This window comes from Streptomyces sp. NPDC058674, assembly GCF_042716505.1.
Classification (GTDB): Bacteria; Actinomycetota; Actinomycetes; order Streptomycetales; family Streptomycetaceae; genus Streptomyces.
Genome location: NZ_JBHXSC010000011.1, coordinates 47,448 through 65,361, shown reverse-complemented (window position 1 = coordinate 65,361; position 17,914 = coordinate 47,448). Strand labels below are relative to the sequence as shown.

The following is a 17,914-nucleotide window of genomic DNA, read 5'->3' as shown; positions in this document are numbered from 1 at the left end:
GCGAGGGTGCCAGGTTGTTCATGAGGACGTGCCCGAACACTAAATGGTTCATGCCTGGAAGGGAACGTGATGTTTCCTTCACCCTCCTGGGGGATCGAACATCCGTGCGGAGCTGGACTAGGGTGAGGAGACCCCGAGGGTGGCGTTGCATCGGCTCTACCAGGCCTCGGTACCCTTCGACCGGCAAGCCAGCCACCCCTGAGCCCGACCGGGCCAGAAAAGAAATTCAGCGAGGAGCGAACTGCGTGACCGCCGACACGTCCGTGCCTTCCAGCGCGCTGCTGTCCGGAGCAGACCGGGACGGTTCCAACTACACCGCGCGGCACCTGCTCGTCCTCGAAGGGCTGGAGGCCGTCCGCAAGCGCCCCGGCATGTACATCGGGTCCACCGACAGCCGGGGCCTCATGCACTGCCTGTGGGAGATCATCGACAACTCGGTCGACGAGGCCCTGGGCGGCTACTGCGACCACATCGAGGTCATCCTGCACGAGGACGCCTCCGTGGAGGTCCGGGACAACGGCCGCGGCATCCCCGTGGACGTCGAGCCCAAGACCGGCCTGTCCGGGGTCGAGGTCGTCATGACCAAGCTCCACGCCGGCGGCAAGTTCGGCGGCGGCTCCTACGCCGCCTCCGGCGGCCTGCACGGCGTCGGAGCCTCCGTGGTCAACGCCCTCTCCGCCCGTCTGGACGTCGAAGTAGACCGCAACAGCGCGACCCATGCGATCAGCTTCCGCCGCGGCGTCCCCGGGATGTTCACCGAGCAGGGTCCCGACAGCCCCTTCGACCCCGCCAACGGCCTCCGCAAGGGCAAGCGGGTCACCAAGGGCAAGACCGGCACCCGGGTCCGCTACTGGGCCGACCGCCAGATCTTCCTCAAGGACGCCCGGCTCAACCTGGAGACGCTCTACCAGCGCGCCCGCCAGACGGCCTTCCTCGTCCCCGGCCTGACCCTGGTGGTCCGCGACGAGCGCGGCCTCGAAGGGGCCGGCAAGACCGAGGAGACCTTCCGCTTCGACGGGGGCATCAGCGAGTTCTGCGAGTACCTCGCCCAGGACAAAGCCGTCTGCGACGTGCAGCGCCTGTCCGGCACCGGCACCTTCAAGGAGACCGTCCCCGTCCTGGACGAGCGCGGCCACATGACGCCCACCGAGGTCACCCGCGAGCTGGGCGTGGACATCGCCCTGCGCTGGGGCACGGGGTACGAGACCAACGTCAAGTCCTTCGTGAACATCATCGCCACCCCCAAGGGCGGCACCCACATCTCCGGCTTCGAGCGCTCGGTCGCCAAGACCGTGAACGAGGTGCTGCGCTCCGCGAAGCTCCTGCGCGTCGCCGAGGACGACGTGGTCAAGGACGACGCGATGGAGGGGATGACCGCCGTCGTCACCGTCCGCCTCGCCGAGCCGCAGTTCGAGGGCCAGACCAAGGAGGTGCTGGGCACCTCCGCGGCCGCCCGGATCGTCGCCGCCGTGGTCGCCAAGGAGCTCAAGGCCTTCCTGACCTCCACCAAGCGCGACGACAAGCAGCAGGCCCGCTCCGTGATGGAGAAGATCGTCGCGGCGGCCCGCACCCGCATCGCCGCCCGTCAGCACAAGGAGGCCCAGCGCCGCAAGACCGCGCTGGAGTCCTCCTCGCTCCCCGCGAAGCTGGCCGACTGCCGCAGCGACGACGTGGACCGCAGCGAGCTCTTCATCGTCGAGGGGGACTCCGCCCTCGGCACCGCGAAGCTCGCGCGCAACTCCGAGTTCCAGGCGCTCCTGCCCATCCGCGGCAAGATCCTCAACGTCCAGAAGTCCTCGGTCTCGGACATGCTCAAGAACACCGAGTGCGGGGCGATCATCCAGGTCATAGGAGCCGGCTCGGGCCGGACCTTCGACATCGACGCCGCCCGCTACGGCAAGATCGTCCTGCTCGTCGACGCCGATGTGGACGGCGCGCACATCCGCTGCCTGCTGCTCACGCTCTTCCAGCGGTACATGCGGCCGATGGTCGAGGCGGGCCGGGTCTTCGCGGCCGTACCGCCGCTGCACCGGATCGAGCTGGTCCAGCCCAAGAAGGGCCAGGACAAGTACGTCTACACCTACTCCGACAACGAGCTGCGCCAGACGCTGCTGGAGTACCAGCGCAAGAACATCCGCTACAAGGACTCGATCCAGCGCTACAAGGGCCTGGGCGAGATGGATGCGGACCAGCTCGCGGAGACCACCATGGACCCCCGCTTCCGTACGCTGCGCCGGATCAACATCGGCGACCTCGACGGCGCCGAGCAGGTCTTCGACCTCCTGATGGGCAACGAGGTCGCCCCGCGCAAGGAGTTCATCACGAGCTCCGCGGCGACCCTGGACCGCTCGCGCATCGACGCCTGATCCGGGCGGCGCCGGCACCGCGGACGCCACGGTGTACCGGTGCTCTTCACTCCATCACCTGATGGAGTGAAGAGCACCGGTACACCAGTCCGGAAAGCGGCCATTGCGCACATCCTTGGAGGCACGCGGCCAATGCGGCGGCGGACAAGGAGAGTTCGGTGGACAAGCACGCAGGTCGCGATGCCGGAACGATCCGGCTGGACGACCCCTGGTACGACGCGCTGGCCGTCGGCTGGGGCGAGGGTGAGGAAGCGTCCCCGCCGAGCCCGGCCCCCGACGGCCGGACCGGTCCCGGCGCAACCGACATCTACCTCGAAGTGCAGCGCAGCGCCGCCTTCCAGGAGGTGCGCAGCCGCTACCGCAGGTTCGTCGTGCCCGCGACCGCCGGCTTCTTCCTCTGGTACGTCGCGTACGTGGTAGCCGCCACCGCGGCGCCCGCCATGATGGCCCGGCCGGTGGTGGGCGCGGTCAACGTGGCCATGCTGGCGGGGCTCGGGCAGTTCCTCAGCACCTTCCTGCTCACCTGGGCCTACGCCCGCCACGCACGGCTGCGCCGCGACCGGGCCGCGCTCGACCTGCGCTGGACCGTCTTCGAGCAGGAGCGCGGCCAGGAGCGGAGCCGGGCGAGGGGGGCCGGCCGGTGACCACCGAGCACCAGACCCTCACGCTGATCCTCTTCAGCGTCTTCATCGCCGTCACCCTGGGCATCACCACCTGGGTCAGCCGCAACCGGCACGGCTCCGCGGAGGAGTTCTACGCGGGCGGGCGGCTCTTCTCGCCCATGGAGAACGGCTTCGCCATCGCGGGCGACTACATGTCCGCCGCCTCCTTCCTCGGCATCTCCGGACTGATCGCCCTCTTCGGCTACGACGGCCTGCTGTACTCGGTGGGCTTCCTCGTCGCCTGGCTGGTGGTGCTCTTCCTCGTCGCCGAACTCGTCCGCAACTGCGGGCGCTTCACCCTCGCCGACGTGGTCGCCGCCCGGATGAGCGAGCGGCCGGTGCGCATCGCGGCGGGCACCTCGTCGGTCGTCGTCTCGGTGCTCTACCTCGTCGCGCAGATGGTCGGCGCCGGCAGCCTGGTCGGTCTGCTGCTGGGCAGTTCGGGCGCCGCCGCCCGCACGCTGACCGTGGTCGGCGTCGGCGCGCTGATGGTGGTCTACGTGTCCTTCGGCGGCATGCGGGCCACCACCTGGATCCAGATCGTCAAGGCCGTCCTGCTGATGGGCGGGGCGATCACCCTCACCGTGCTCGTGCTGCTCCGCTTCCACGGGAACTTCGACCAGCTGCTGACGAGCGCCGCCGACCGGAGCGGCCACGGGATGCGCTTCCTGGGACCGGGCCTGAAGTACGGCGGCGACTGGACGGCCCGCATCGACTTCATGAGCCTCGGCCTCGCGCTGGTCCTCGGGACGGCCGGGCTGCCGCACATCCTGTCCCGCTTCTACACGGTGCCCACCGCGCGCGCGGCCCGCCGGTCGGTGGTGTGGGCGATCGCGCTGATCGGCGGCTTCTACCTGATGACCATCGTGCTCGGCTTCGGGGCGGCCGCGCTGGTGGGACCGGACGAGGTGCGGGCCTCCAACGCCTCCGGGAACACGGCGGTGCCCCTGCTCGCCGCACACCTCGGCGGGGGCGCGGGGTCCACCGGCGGCGCGGTGCTGTTCGCCTTCGTCGCCGCCATCGCCTTCGCCACCATCCTCGCCGTGGTCGCCGGGATCACCCTGGCCTCCTCGGCCTCCGTCGCGCACGACCTGTACGCCTCGCTGAAGCGCCGGCACGCCCGGCAGCGCAGCGAGGTGGCCGTGGCCCGGGCCGCCGCCGTCGGCATCGGGGCGGTGGCGATCGCCCTCGGGCTCCTCGCGCAGAACCTGAACGTGGCCTTCCTCGTCGGGCTGGCCTTCGCGGTGGCCGCGTCGGCCAATCTGCCGGTGCTGCTGTACTCGCTCTTCTGGCGCGGTTTCACCACGCGGGGAGCCGTCTGGTCGGTATACGGCGGCCTGGTGCCCGCGGTTCTGCTGGTGCTGGTGTCGCCCGTGGTGTCCGGCAGCCCAGAGTCGCTCTTCCCGGGCGTGGACTTCCAGCTCTTCCCGCTCCAGAATCCGGGGATCGTCTCGATCCCGCTGGGCTTCCTCGCGGGCTGGCTGGGCACCGTCGCCTCGGGGGAGGAGCCGGACGAGGCGAGGCACGCACAGACCGAGGTCCGCTCCCTGACGGGCGCCGGAGCCGTCTGAGCCGTCTGAGCCAGCCGCCGCCGGGCTGCTCAGGCGCCCTCCGGGGGGAGCCAGGTGTAGCGGTGTTCGGGGCGGCCGGTCTCGCCGTAGCGCAGCGCCAGGGTGACCCGGCCCGCGCGGTCGAACAGCTTCAGATAGCGCTGGGCGGTCTGGCGGCTGATGCCCGCACGGTCGGCTATCTGCTGGGTCGACAGCGGGCCGTCCGCGGAGCGGAGCACCCGGCGGACCGTTTCCGCTGTGGTGGGGGAGTGCCCTTTGGGGAGCTCGTTGGGCGAACCGGCGGCCGCGAGGGCGCCGAAGATCCGGTCCACCTCCGCCTGCTCGGCCTCCCCGCCGGTCTCGAGGGTCCGGCGCAGGGCCCCGTAGGCCTCCAGCCGGCTGCGCAAGCCGGCGAAGGTGAAGGGCTTGACCAGGTACTGGAGGGCGCCGAGGCGCATCGCGGCCTGGACGGTCGCCAGGTCGCGGGCGGCCGTCACCATGATCACATCGGTGCCGCGGCCGAGCTGGCGAAGGCGTCGGACGAGGTCGAGGCCGTTCCCGTCCGGGAGGTAGTGGTCGAGGAGGACCAGGTCCACCCGGTGCGCGGTGAGGAAGCCGAGGGCCTCCGCCGCGGAGTGGGCCTGCGCGACCACCCGGAAGCCGGGCACCTTCGCCACGTACGCGGCGTTGATGCGCGCGACGCGCACGTCGTCGTCGACGACGAGGACGAGGACGTCCAGGACACCGCTCACGGGCCCGGTCACCGCAGGGCCTCCGGGAGGACGACGGAGAACTCCGCCCCACCGTCGCCGGCCGCACCGGCGCTGACGCTGCCGCCCTGCCGCTCCGCGAGGCGGCGTACGAGGGCGAGGCCCAGCCCGCGCTCCCGGTGAGCCCTGGGCTGCTTGGTCGACCAGCCCTCCGTGAAGATCTCCTCGCGGCGCTCGGCGGGGACGCCGGGGCCGCTGTCGCGCACCCGCAGGACGGCGGTCCGGCCCTCGGCGCGCAGCTCCACCTCGACGAGGGGGGCCGCCGAGCCGACCGCGGCGTCCAGGGCGTTGTCGACCAGGTTGCCGACGATGGTGACGAGGCCGCCCGGGTCCACCAGCCGATCGGGCAACAGGGTGGCCGCGGCCAGCCGGAGCGGTACGCCGCGCTCCGCCGCCACGGTCGCCTTGCCCACCAGGAGGGCGGCCAGCAGCGGGTCGCGGACCTTCTCGGTGACCTGCTCGGCCGTGGTGCGGTGCACGCCGACGACCTCCGTCACGAACTCCACCGCCTCCTCGTGCAGGCCCAGTTCCAGCAGGCCGAGGAGGGTGTGCAGACGGTTGGCGTGCTCGTGGTCCTGGGCGCGCAGGGCGTCGATCAGCCCCCGGGTGGAGTCGAGCTCGCGGCCCAGGTGCTCCAGCTCGGTGCGGTCGCGCAGGGTGGCGACGGCGCCGCCGTCGTCGGTGGGCATCCGGTTGGCGACCAGCACCCTCGGGCCCTGGACGGTGAGCAGGTCCCGGCCGGTGACGCGGCCGGACAGGACGTCGGCGGTGCGGCCGGTGCCCAGTACGCCGTCCAGCGGGCGTCCGGCGAGGGCGCCGGCGGAGTCCGGGGCGAGGCCCAGCAGGCGGGCCGCCTCGTCGTTGACGAGGCGGACCCGGCCGTCCCGGTCGAGGGCGATCACGCCCTCGCGGATGGAGTGCAGCATCGCCTCCCGCTCGGCGAGCAGCCCGGCGATGTCCGAGAAGGCCAGGTCGCGGGTCTGCCGCTGAATCCTGCGGGAGAGCAGGTAGGCGGCGAGGGCGCCCGCGGCCAGGGCCCCGCCCGCGTAGGCCAGCAGCCCCGGGATGGCGCCGAGCAGCCGGTCGCGGACGCTGTCGTAGGGGATCCCGACGGAGACGGCGCCGACGATCTCGCCGTCGGCGGCGAGGAGCGGCACCTTGCCGCGGGCGGAGCGGCCCAGGGTGCCTTCGTCGATCTCCATGACCTCGCGCCCGGCCAGCGCGTCGCCGGGGTCGGTGGAGACGGGCAGGCCGATCCGCTCGGGACCGGGGTGCGAGCGGCGGATGCCGTCCAGGTCGATGACCACGACGTACTCGGCGCCGGTGGCCCGGCGTATCCGCTCGGCCGAGGACTGCACCGGGCTGTCCGGTGACGGGCCGGAGCCCAGGAGGTCGGCGGCGAGCGAGGGATCGGCGGCGGCGCTCTGTGCGATGGCCAGGGCACGCCGCATGGCCTGGTCGTCGAGCTGGGCGCTGAGCGGGGCCAGGAACAGCCCGGTGGCCAGCGCGACGACCCCGCCGGCGATGGCGAGCTGGGTGAACAGGATCTGGGAGACGGCCCGTCTGGGCAGCCCGAGGCGCCGAGCGCTCATGAGGAGGAACCGCATGAGGAGCAACGGTAGGTCGGCCGGGGCGTAAGCGGAATTTGTCAGGACTGCGCAAATGGCTTGCGTTGTTTGCGCCCAGCTTGCGCAAGAGATGCCGGTCTAAAAGTGCGGTCACAGCCGTAGACGACTGAGCAGGGCTCTGCAATTCTCGCACCGCACGTCGCAAATTCCTGTCTCAACTGGTTCAGAAAACTCATGTCGAGGGACGAGGACGTATGAGAAGGCTCAACTGGAGAGGGCGGGCCCTGGCCGCCTTGATCAGCACTGCCCTGTTGCTGGTGGGCTGGCCCGCCCTGAATGCCGCGGCCGCCGGAACGGCCACCGCCGCGGGCCGGCCCGCGGCCGCGAGCAGCAGCAACGGCGCCTACCCGGCCGCCAACGCCACCGACGGAAACCAGTCCACGTACTGGGAGAGCTCCGGCGCCGCCTTCCCCCAGTGGGTGCAGACCGACCTGGGCGCCGCCGGCCGCGTCGACCAGGTGGTGCTCAAACTGCCCGCCGCCTGGGAGAGCCGCAGCCAGAGCCTGTCCGTCCAGGGCAGCGCCGACGGCACCGGCTTCAACACGCTGGTGACCTCGGCCGCGTACACCTTCGGCCCGGGCAACGGGAACACGGTCACCATCACCCTCCCCGCCACCCAGACCCGGTACGTCCGGATCGACATCACCGCCAACACGGGCCGGCAGGCCGCCCAGCTCTCCGAGCTGGAGGTCCGCACCGCCGGCGACTCCTCCGTCAACCTGGCGCTCGGCAAGACCCTGACGGCCAGCAGCAACACCCAGGCCTACATCGCGGCCAACGCCAACGACGGCAACAACGCCAGCTACTGGGAGAGCGTGAACAACGCGATGCCCCAGTGGATCCAGGCCGACCTCGGCGCCTCCCTGCGCATCGACCGCGTGGTCCTGCGGCTGCCCGACGGCTGGGGACCCCGCACCCAGACCCTGAAGATCCAGGGCAGCGCCAACGGCCCCGACTTCACCGACCTCACCGCCTCCAAGGCGCACGAGTTCAACGCGGCCGGCGGCAACGCCGTGTCCCTCACCTTCGACGCCACGACCACCCGGTACGTACGGGTGCTGATATCGCTGAACTCCGTCCAGCCCGGCGGACAGCTCTCGGAACTGGAGATCTACGGTCCCCGGACCGGCGACACCCAGGCGCCGACCGCCCCGGCCGCGCTCGCCTACACCGAGCCCGCCACCGGCCGGATCAGGCTGACCTGGCAGCCCTCGACGGACAACGTGGCCGTCACCGGCTACGACGTGTACGCGAACGACGTGCTGCGCACCACGGTGGCCGGGAGCGTCACGACCTACACCGACACCCAGCCGGCGAGCGCCACCGTCCGCTACGTCGTGCGCGCCAAGGACGCCGCGGGCAACCAGTCACCCGACAGCAACGGCGTCACCCGCACCGGTGACACCGGCGACACCCAGGCGCCGACCGCCCCGGCCGCGCTCGCCCTCACCGAGCCCGCCACCGGCCAGATCAGGCTGACCTGGCAGCCCTCGACGGACAACGTGGCCGTCACCGGCTACGAGGTGTACGCGAACAACGTGCTGCGCACCACGGTGGCCGGGAGCGTCACGGCCTACACCGACACCCAGCCGGCGAGCGCCACCGTCCGCTACGTCGTGCGCGCCAAGGACGCCGCCGGCAACCGGTCCGGCGACAGCAATACCGTGATCCGCAACGGCTCCGGGGGCGGCGGCTCCAACCTGGCCGTCGGCAAGCCGGTCACCGGTTCCTCCGTGGTCCACACCTTCGTCGCGGAGAACGCCAACGACAACAACACCGCCACCTACTGGGAGGGCGCGCCCGGCGCCTACCCGAGCACCCTCGCGGTCGGGCTCGGCGCCAACGCCGACGTCGACCGCCTCGTCCTGAAGCTCAACCCCGACAGCGCCTGGGGCGCCCGTACGCAGAACATCCAGGTCCTCGGCCGTGAGCAGGGCGCAGCGGGAGCCACCGTCCTGGTCGCCGCCGAGGACTACGCCTTCAACCCGGCCTCCGGCAACACGGTCACCATCCCGCTGGCCGCCCGTGTCGCGGACGTGCAGCTGCGCTTCACCTCCAACACCGGCTCCTCCAACGGACAGATCGCCGAGTTCCAGATCATTGGCGTCCCAGCCCCCAACCCCGATCTGGAGATCACCGGCCTGAGCGCCGCTCCCACCGCCCCGGTGGAGTCGGACCCCGTCACCCTGTCGGCCACCGTCAAGAACAGCGGCCCTGCGCCGGCCGCCGCCACCGCCGTCACCTTCCAGCTCGGCGGCACCCCGGTGGGTACGGCCAACGTGCCCGCCCTCGCCGCCGGCGCCACGGCCACCGTCACCGCCGCGATCGGACCGCGAAACGCCGGGAGCTACCCGCTGGCCGCGGTCGTCGACGAGGCGAACACGGTCGTCGAGCAGAACGACACCAACAACGGCTTCACCGGATCTCCGCTGGTGGTCCGGCCCGTCGACAGCTCGGACCTGGTGGCATCGGCCGTCAACTGGTCGCCGAGCGCTCCGTCCGCGGGACAGCCGGTGGCCTTCGCCGTCACCGTCCGCAACCAGGGCACCGTGGCGGCCGCCGCGGGGGCCCACGGAGTCACCCTCCTCCTCCAGGACGCGGGCGGCGCCACGGTCCGTACGCTCACCGGCTCCTTCTCCGGGGCCCTCGCCGCCGGCGCCTCGACCGCCCCGATCGCGCTCGGCAGCTGGCCGGCCGCCAACGGCAAGTACACCGTCAAGGTGGTCCTCGCCGACGACGCCAACGAGCTCCCGGTCAAGCGCGGCAACAACACCTCCGCCAAGCCGCTCTTCGTCGGCCGCGGGGCGAACATGCCCTTCGACATGTACGAGGCGGAGGACGGGGTCGTCGGGGGCGGAGCCGGTGTCGTCGGCCCCAACCGGACCGTCGGGGACATCGCCGGGGAGGCCTCGGGCCGCAAGGCCGTCAACCTCGACGCGACCGGTGAGTACGTGGAGTTCACCACCCGGGCAGCCACCAACACCCTCGTCACCCGCTTCTCCATCCCGGACGCACCGGGCGGCGGCGGCATCGACTCCACCATCAACGTCTACGTGAACGGCACCCTCAAGAAGACCCTGCCGCTGACCTCCAAGTACGCGTGGCTGTACGGGGCCGAGGCCGCGCCGGGCAACTCGCCCGGCTCCGGCGCTCCGCGCCACATCTACGACGAGGCCAACATCCTGCTCGGTGAAACCGTCCCGCAGGGCAGCAGGATCCGCCTCCAGAAGGACGCGTCCAACACCTCCACCTACGCCATCGACTTCGTGAGCCTGGAGCAGGCCACCGCGATCCCCAACCCCGACCCGGCGACCCACACCGTGCCGTCCGGCACCACCCACCAGGACGTGCAGAACGCCCTGGACAAGGTCCGCACGGACACCACCGGCAAGCTCGTCGGCGTCTACCTGCCGCCGGGCGACTACCAGACGGCCGGCAAGTTCCAGGTGTACGGCAAGGCCGTGCAGGTCGTCGGAGCCGGGCCGTGGTTCACCCGCTTCCGGGCCCCGTCGACCCAGGACAACACGGACATCGGCTGGCGGGCGGAGGGCACCGCGAAGGGCTCGTCCTTCTCGGGCTTCGCCTACTTCGGCAACTACACCTCGCGCATCGACGGCCCGGGCAAGGTCTTCGACTTCGCCAACGTCTCCGACATCACCATCGACAACATCTGGAACGAGCACATGGTGTGCCTCTACTGGGGCGCCAACACCGACCGGATCACCGTCAAGAACTCACGCATCCGCGACATGTTCGCCGACGGCATCAACATGACCAACGGCAGCACGGACAACCTCGTGACCAACAACGAGGCGCGGGCCACCGGTGACGACAGCTTCGCGCTCTTCTCGGCGATCGACGCGGGCGGCGCGGACATGAAGAACAACGTCTACGAGAACCTGACCACGATCCTCACCTGGCGGGCGGCCGGTGTCGCCGTCTACGGCGGCTTCAACAACACCTTCCGCAACATCCACATCGCCGACACCCTCGTGTACTCGGGCATCACCATCAGCTCGCTCGACTTCGGGTACCCGATGAACGGGTTCGGGACCGATCCGACGACCTTCGAGAACATCTCGATCGTCCGGGCGGGCGGCCACTTCTGGGGGGCGCAGACCTTCCCCGGGATCTGGCTCTTCTCGGCGTCGAAGGTGTTCCAGGGCATCCGGATCAACAACGTCGACATCGTCGACCCGACGTACAGCGGAATCATGTTCCAGACGCAGTACGTCGGCGGTCAGCCGGTCAACCCCATCAAGGACACCGTCCTGCGGGACATCACCATCACCGGCGCGAGGAAGAGCGGCGACGCCTTCGACGCGAAGTCCGGCTTCGGCCTCTGGGCGAACGAGATGCCCGAGGCGGGACAGGGGCCGGCGGTCGGTGACGTCACCATCCACAACCTGCGGATGAACGACAACGCGGTGGACGTGCGGAACACGACCTCCACGTTCCGGATCAACCGGCTTCCGTGACCGTGCGGCGGGGCGCTCCGCGGGGCGCCCCGCCCCCCCCGCCGGATCCCGTGCGCGCGCGGCCCTTCCGGGACGCGCGCGCATGCGGCAAACTGGCTGTAATCGAACCGCAAGGAACTTGCAATTCTTGCGCTACTCTTGCGCTCATGACGCGACGACTTGCTCAAGTGGCGAAGAAGGTGGGAGTCAGCGAGGCAACGGTCAGCCGGGTGCTCAACGGCAAGCCGGGCGTCTCGGCGGCGACCCGCCAGTCCGTGCTGACCGCCCTCGACGTGCTCGGCTACGAGCGCCCCACCCAGCTGCGCGGCGAACGGGCCCGGCTGGTCGGACTGGTCCTGCCCGAGCTGCAGAACCCCATCTTCCCGGCCTTCGCCGAGGTCATCGGCGGCGCGCTGGCCCAGCAGGGGCTGACCCCCGTGCTGTGCACCCAGACCGCCGGCGGGGTGTCCGAGGCCGACTACGTCGAGCTGCTGCTCCAGCAGCAGGTGTCCGGCGTCGTCTTCGCGGGCGGCCTCTTCGCGCAGGCCGACGCCCCGCACGACCACTACCGACTGCTCTCCGAGCGCAAGGTCCCGGTGGTGCTCATCAACGCCTCCATCGACGACCTCGGCTTCCCCTGCGTGGCCTGTGACGACGCCGTCGCCGTCGAGCAGGCCTGGCGCCACCTGGCCTCTCTCGGGCACGAGCGGATCGGCCTGGTGCTCGGGCCACCCGACCACATGCCCTCCCTGCGCAAGCTGGTCGCGGCCCAGGCGGTGGCGGCCAAGGCCGGCACCGAGCTGCCCGCGACCCACGTGGAGCGGGCCCTGTTCTCCCTGGAGGGCGGCCACGCGGCGGCCTCCAGGCTGCTGGACCGCGGGGTCACCGGCATCATCTGCGCGAGTGATCCACTGGCCCTGGGGGCGGTCCGGGCCGCCCGCCGCCGAGGGCTGGACGTACCCCGGGAGGTCTCCGTCGTGGGGTACGACGACTCGGCCTTCATGAACTGCACCGAGCCCCCGCTGACGACCGTACGCCAGCCCATCGAGGCCATGGGCCGGGCCGCCGTCGAACTGCTCACCGCGCAGATCCAGGGGGCCGTCGTCCAGCCGGGCGAGCTGCTCTTCGAGCCGGAGCTGGTGGTCCGCGGCTCCACGGCGCAGGCTCCGCGCGCGTAGGACCCGTACCGCCCGCACGCGGGCCCCCAGGGCTCCGGAACGTCCAGTGGACGGTCCGGAGCCCTTTGTGCGTTCAGTGCCCGACGTCTGACTGTCAATCTCTTACGAAATCTGCGCGAGATATTGCGTCCATCTGTGGGTGGTGGTTGAGTGTGCCGCGCTCGCCCCACGCCTCCTGCCCGATGCTCGAAGGGGACCACCGATGAGAACCAACGTCCGTCGCAACGTCGCGGCCGCCCTCGTCTCCGCGCTCGCCGCGACCGCCCTCGCGGCCTGCGGCACGAGCAGCAGCGGCGGCGACGCCGAGCCCCGGGCCGGCGGCGGTTCCACCGACGCCACCACCCCGCTCGACCCGAAGACCAAGGTCACCCTCTCCATCGACTGCATGCCGCCCGCGGCCAAGGCGGCCGAGCTCAAGGAGTGGAAGGAGGACGTGGCGACCTTCCACAAGACCTACCCGAACGTCACCATCGAGGGCCGCTCCACCCCCGGGCAGTGCCTGGAGCCCCCGCGCTTCACCGCGATGCTCAAGGCGAAGTCCCAGCCGGACGTCTTCTACGCCTACTTCACCGACCTCCAGCAGGTACTGGACAACGACGGGGCCGAGGACATCACGGCCTACGTCACCCCGGCCTCGGTGCCCGCGCTCGACGACATCGACAAGAACGTCCTGAACGTCCTCAGGCGCGACGGCAGGCTCTACGGCGTACCCACCAGCAACTACGCGATGGGACTGCTGGTCAACCGCAAGCTCTTCCGGCAGGCGGGCCTCGACCCCGACAACCCGCCGCGCACCTGGGACGAGGTCCGCGCCGCCGCCAAGAAGATCGCGGGCCTGGGCAACGGCACGGCCGGCTTCGGCGAGTACAGCGTCGAGAACACCGGCGGATGGCACTACACGGCCACGATGTACGGCCTCGGCGGCGACATCGTCGGCGCCGACGGCAAGGCCGCCTTCAACAACGCCACGGGCAGGCAGATCGTCGACAACCTCCACGCGATGCGCTGGCAGGACGACAGCATGGGCAAGACCCAACTGCTCAAGTGGGGCGACCTGCAGAAGCAGATGGCCTCGGACAAGCTCGGCATGTTCATCGCCGCACCCGACGACATCACGTACATGGTCCAGCAGCTCGGCGCCCAGTACGAGAACTTCGGCATGGGCCCCGTCCCGGGCGGCGCGGCCACCCTGGCCGGGGGCAACGGCTACATGATCAAGAAGGGCAGCTCGCCCGACAAGGTCAAGGCCGCCGTCGCCTGGCTGAACTTCAAGACGCTCACGGTCGGCAAGGGCCAGTTCCAGTACGACCGCAGCAAGGCGGACGGCCTGCCCGTCGGCCTTCCCCAGCCCGCCTTCTTCACCGGTGCCAGCAAGGCCAAGGACGACGAGCTGAAGGCCGCGAGCGCCACCATGCCGGTCGCCAACTTCAAGCCCTTCCTCGACAACGCGGTGCCCGCGAAGGCGGAGCCGCCGAAGGCGCAGGAGGTCTACAAGGTCCTGGACAAGGTGATGTCGGGGGTCCTGACCAACAAGGACGCCGACCCCGCCCAGCTCCTCGGGGACGCCGAGAAGGCGGTCAACCAGGTGCTGGGGAACCAGTAGCGGCGCGGGTGGGCCCGGCGGTGAGCCTCCCCGCCCCCCGGGCTCCCCGCCTTCGGGCCCGTCCGCCTCCCGGGCCCACCCTCCCCACCCCCGATCCGCCGATGGCGACGACCCACCAAGGAGCGAGCGGCGATGCCGGCCCCCACCCCGTCCCGGGACTCCCGCGCGGAGCTCCTCCGGGCCTTCAAGCGGAACATCACGGCCCACGGCTTCCTCATCGGCGCCGTCCTCTGCTTCTCCTTCTTCTCCTGGTACCCGATGGTCCGGGAGTTCCTGCTGGCCTTCCAGAAGACCGAGGGCGGCACCACCCGCTGGGTCGGCTGGGACAACTTCACCTACGTCTTCGCCGACCCGAGCTTCTGGCAGGCCTGGCGCAACACCCTGCTCTTCACCGGGCTGGCCCTGCTCCTCGGCTTCGCCCTCCCCTTCGTGGTCTCCCTCGTGCTGAACGAGTTCCGCCACGCGCAGGGCTACCTGAGGCTGCTGGTCTACCTCCCGGTGATGATGCCGCCGGTGGCCTCGATCCTGCTCTTCAAGTACTTCTACGACCCCGGTCACGGCCTCTTCAACCGGGCACTGGAATTCCTGCACCTTCCCGCGCAGGACTGGCTCCAGTCCACGGACACCGCGATGCTCTCCGTGGTCCTCGCCTCCACCTGGATGAACATGGGCGGCGCGACCCTGATCTACCTGGCCGCCCTCCAGGGCGTCCCGGGCGAGCTCTACGAGGCCGCCGAGCTCGACGGGGCCGGTCTGCTGCGCAAGATCTGGCACGTCACGATCCCGCAGACCAAGCTGATCCTCTCGCTCATGCTGCTGATGCAGGTCATCGCGACGATGCAGGTCTTCGTCGAACCGTTCCTGCTGACCGGCGGCGCCGGCCCGGAGGGTTCGACCACGACCGTCGTCGTCCTCATCTACCAGTACGCCTTCAGCTTCAACCAGTACGGCGGCGCCGCGGCCCTGGGCCTGTGCCTGCTCCTCCTGCTCGCGGGCTTCTCCGCGGTGTACGTCCGCCTGAGCCGCGACAACGAGAACTGACCGGGAACCCGCCCAGGGAGTACTCCACATGGCAGAACGCACCTTGATATCGCCGGCCCGACTCGGCCGCACCCGGGGCAGGATCCTCTACTGGACGGTCCTCGTCCTGGTGGTGGCCGGCTTCACCCTGGTCTTCCTCGGCCCCCTCTACTGGATGGTGGCGAACGGCCTCAAGAGCACCGAGGAGTTCGCCCGGGTCCCGCCGACCCTGGTGCCGGACTCCCTGCACACCGCCAACTACCAGGCCGCGTGGAAGGTCATGGACCTCGCCAAGCTGCTCTTCAACACCTGCTACTACGCCTTCGGCGCCCTCGCCTTCCAGCTCGTCCTGGACGTGGCCGCGGCCTACTCGCTCTCCAAGCTCAGACCCGTCTTCGGCAAGGCCGTCCTCGGCATGATGCTGGCGACCCTGATGATCCCGGCCACCGTCCTCGTCGTACCGCAGTACCTCACGGTCCTCGACATGCCGATCATCGAGCGGAACCTGCTCAACACCCCCTGGGTGATCTGGCTCCCGTCCGTCACCAACGCCTTCAACATCTTCCTGCTGAAGCGGTTCTTCGACTCCATCCCGCGAGAGGTCCTCGACGCCTCCGCCATCGACGGGGCGAGCGCGGTCCGCACGCTGCGCTCCATCGTCCTGCCGATGTCCCGCCCCATCCTGGGCGTGGTGTCGATCTTCGCGGTCGTCGGCGTCTGGAAGGACTTCCTCTGGCCGATGCTCACCCTCCCGGACCCCGCGCTGCAGACGCTCAACGTCGGCATCCACTCGCTCGCCGGCGGCGTGCCCGAGAACCACCTCATCGCGGCCCTGGCGATGGCCTCGGCGCCCACGCTCGTCATCTTCCTGATCTTCCAGCGCAACATCATGAGCGGTCTCACCGCGGGCTCCCTCAAGGGCTGACCACCCCGAGGCCTCACCGTCGCCGCCGCGCCCGGCCGCCCCCTGTGAAAGGACCCCTCCGTGGCTGACCTTCCCCTGCCCGAAGACGCCGCCGACTGGTGGCGCTCGGCCGCCGTCTACCAGGTGTACGTCCGCAGCTTCGCCGACGGCGACGGGGACGGCACCGGAGACCTCGCGGGTGTCCGGGCCCGTCTGCCCTACCTCGCCGACCTGGGCGTGGACGCCCTGTGGTTCACCCCCTGGTACCTCTCCCCGCTCGCCGACGGGGGCTACGACGTCGCCGACTACCGCGCCATCGACCCCGCCTTCGGCACCCTCGCCGAGGCCGAGAAGCTCATCGCCGAAGCCCGCGGTCTGGGCATCCGGACCATCGTCGACATCGTCCCGAACCACGTGTCCGACCAGCACGCGTGGTTCCGGGCCGCCCTCGCGGCCGGCCCCGGCAGCCCCGAGCGGGAACTGTTCCACTTCCGCCCGGGCCGCGGCGAACACGGCGAACTGCCCCCCGGCGACTGGCCCTCGCAGTTCAACGGCGCCCCCACCTGGACGCGGGTACCGGACGGGGAGTGGTACCTGCACCTCTTCACCCCGCAGCAGCCCGACCTCAACTGGGACCACCCGGCCGTGCGCCGGGAGCACGAGGAGGTGCTCCGCTTCTGGTTCGAGCGCGGCGTGGCCGGCGTACGCATCGACTCCGCCGCCCTGCTCGCCAAGGACCCGGAGCTGCCCGACCTGGCCGGCCGCCCGCCGGAGCCCCGGCCCGGCGAGACCCACCCGTACATCGACCGCGACGACCTGCACGACGTCTACCGCTCCTGGCGTGCCATCGCCGACGAGTACGGCGGCGTCTTCGTCGGCGAGGTCTGGCTGCCCGACTCCGAGCGCTTCGCGCGCTACCTGCGCCCCGACGAACTGCACACCGCCTTCAACTTCTCCTTCCTGAGCTGTCCGTGGGACGCCGGACGGCTGCGCACCTCCATCGAGGAGACCCTCGCCGAGCACGCGCCGGTCGGGGCGCCGGCCACCTGGGTGCTCTGCAACCACGACGTGACGCGCACGGTCACCCGCTACGGGCGCGCCGACACCGGCTTCGACTTCTCCGCCAAGGCCTTCGGCACCCCGACCGACCTGGAGCTCGGCACCCGCCGGGCGCGCGCCGCCGCCCTGCTGACCCTCGCCCTGCCCGGCGCGGTGTACGTCTACCAGGGGGAGGAGCTGGGGCTCCCGGAGGCCGACGTCCCCATCGGCCGCATCCAGGACCCGATGCACTTCCGGTCCGGCGGCACCGACCCCGGGCGGGACGGCTGCCGGGTCCCGCTGCCGTGGACCGCCGAGCCCTGGAACGACCCCTGGCTGCCGCAGCCCGCGGACTGGCCGGCCTACGCGGCCGACCGGCAGGACGGTGACCCGCACTCCATGCTCACCCTCTACCGCACGGCCCTCGGGCTGCGCCGCGCGGCGGCCGGCTTCGGCGGCGGCTGCCTGGAGTGGCTGGAGGCCCCGCCCGGGGTGCTGGCCTTCACCCGCCCCGACGGGCTGGTCTGCGTGGTCAACCTGTCCGCGGAGCCGGTCCCGCTGCCGGCCCACACGACGCTCCTGCTGGGCAGCGCCGCCCTCGACGGCGCGGGGCTGCTCCCGCAGGACACGGCGGTCTGGCTGCGGACCTGACGCCGCGGCCGGACCGCCGGCGCCCTCCGTCCGCGGCGCCGCGCGCTCTGCGGGCTCTGCGGGCGGCGCGGGCGCTACGGGCGGCGG

At 71.1% G+C, this 17,914-nt stretch carries 11 protein-coding genes; 9 read left to right on the top strand and 2 right to left on the bottom strand.

Annotated features, from left to right (window positions below; all coding sequences use genetic code 11):
* Positions 1 to 245: 245 nt before the first annotated feature.
* From ACFWU6_RS08770 to ACFWU6_RS08760, 3 genes are all read left to right on the top strand, one after another.
* Positions 246 to 2,366, top strand: a complete 2,121-nt coding sequence (locus ACFWU6_RS08770; protein WP_383799693.1) for a type IIA DNA topoisomerase subunit B — start codon at positions 246 to 248, stop codon at positions 2,364 to 2,366.
* A 158-nt stretch (positions 2,367 to 2,524) separates the two neighbouring features.
* A complete protein-coding gene (locus ACFWU6_RS08765; protein WP_383799690.1) occupies positions 2,525 to 3,010 on the top strand; it encodes a DUF485 domain-containing protein in 486 nt (161 codons plus the stop codon).
* Entirely contained in the window at positions 3,007 to 4,599 is a 1,593-nt protein-coding gene (locus ACFWU6_RS08760) for a cation acetate symporter (RefSeq protein WP_383979560.1), read from the top strand. Before ACFWU6_RS08765 ends, ACFWU6_RS08760 begins: the two co-directional genes overlap by 4 nt.
* 29 nt (positions 4,600 to 4,628) lie before the next feature.
* On the opposite strand, the gene ACFWU6_RS08755 is transcribed toward ACFWU6_RS08760, so the two are convergent.
* Entirely contained in the window at positions 4,629 to 5,342 is a 714-nt protein-coding gene (locus ACFWU6_RS08755; protein ID WP_383979557.1) for a response regulator, read from the bottom strand.
* On the bottom strand, positions 5,339 to 6,955 hold the full coding sequence (locus ACFWU6_RS08750) for an ATP-binding protein (RefSeq protein ID WP_383979554.1): 1,617 nt from the start codon (positions 6,953 to 6,955) through the stop codon (positions 5,339 to 5,341). The genes ACFWU6_RS08755 and ACFWU6_RS08750 overlap by 4 nt, the downstream gene beginning before the upstream one ends.
* A 215-nt stretch (positions 6,956 to 7,170) precedes the next feature.
* Between ACFWU6_RS08750 and ACFWU6_RS08745 the strand changes: the two genes are divergently transcribed.
* The 6 genes from ACFWU6_RS08745 (at position 7,171) to ACFWU6_RS08720 (ending at position 17,827) form a co-directional block, all read left to right on the top strand.
* Positions 7,171 to 11,454 carry a discoidin domain-containing protein gene (locus tag ACFWU6_RS08745; protein ID WP_383979552.1) on the top strand — a complete coding sequence of 1,428 codons (4,284 nt, stop codon included), beginning with the start codon at positions 7,171 to 7,173 and terminating at the stop codon, positions 11,452 to 11,454.
* A gap of 146 nt (positions 11,455 to 11,600) precedes the next feature.
* Positions 11,601 to 12,611 (top strand): LacI family DNA-binding transcriptional regulator, encoded by a 1,011-nt coding sequence (locus ACFWU6_RS08740; protein WP_383979550.1) that lies wholly within the window; start codon positions 11,601 to 11,603, stop codon positions 12,609 to 12,611.
* A gap of 202 nt (positions 12,612 to 12,813) precedes the next feature.
* Positions 12,814 to 14,214 (top strand): extracellular solute-binding protein, encoded by a 1,401-nt coding sequence (locus tag ACFWU6_RS08735; protein WP_383799669.1) that lies wholly within the window; start codon positions 12,814 to 12,816, stop codon positions 14,212 to 14,214.
* A gap of 132 nt (positions 14,215 to 14,346) precedes the next feature.
* Positions 14,347 to 15,255 carry a carbohydrate ABC transporter permease gene (locus ACFWU6_RS08730; protein ID WP_383979547.1) on the top strand — a complete coding sequence of 303 codons (909 nt, stop codon included), beginning with the start codon at positions 14,347 to 14,349 and terminating at the stop codon, positions 15,253 to 15,255.
* Positions 15,256 to 15,283: 28 nt separating this feature from the next.
* Positions 15,284 to 16,159 (top strand): carbohydrate ABC transporter permease, encoded by an 876-nt coding sequence (locus tag ACFWU6_RS08725; RefSeq protein WP_383799663.1) that lies wholly within the window; start codon positions 15,284 to 15,286, stop codon positions 16,157 to 16,159.
* 60 nt (positions 16,160 to 16,219) lie between these two features.
* Positions 16,220 to 17,827, top strand: a complete 1,608-nt coding sequence (locus ACFWU6_RS08720) for a glycoside hydrolase family 13 protein (RefSeq protein WP_383979544.1) — start codon at positions 16,220 to 16,222, stop codon at positions 17,825 to 17,827.
* The last annotated feature ends 87 nt before the right edge of the window (positions 17,828 to 17,914 follow it).

Excerpts from the sequence above, each read along its gene's own strand:
- ACFWU6_RS08730 (WP_383979547.1), top strand. The coding sequence starts at position 14,347 with ATGCCGGCCCCCACCCCGTCCCGGGACTCCCGCGCGGAGCTCCTCCGG.
- ACFWU6_RS08745 (WP_383979552.1), top strand. The coding sequence starts at position 7,171 with ATGAGAAGGCTCAACTGGAGAGGGCGGGCCCTGGCCGCCTTGATCAGC.
- ACFWU6_RS08735 (WP_383799669.1), top strand. The coding sequence starts at position 12,814 with ATGAGAACCAACGTCCGTCGCAACGTCGCGGCCGCCCTCGTCTCCGCG.
- ACFWU6_RS08750 (WP_383979554.1), bottom strand. The coding sequence starts at position 6,955 with ATGCGGTTCCTCCTCATGAGCGCTCGGCGCCTCGGGCTGCCCAGACGG.
- ACFWU6_RS08725 (WP_383799663.1), top strand. The coding sequence starts at position 15,284 with ATGGCAGAACGCACCTTGATATCGCCGGCCCGACTCGGCCGCACCCGG.
- ACFWU6_RS08740 (WP_383979550.1), top strand. The coding sequence starts at position 11,601 with ATGACGCGACGACTTGCTCAAGTGGCGAAGAAGGTGGGAGTCAGCGAG.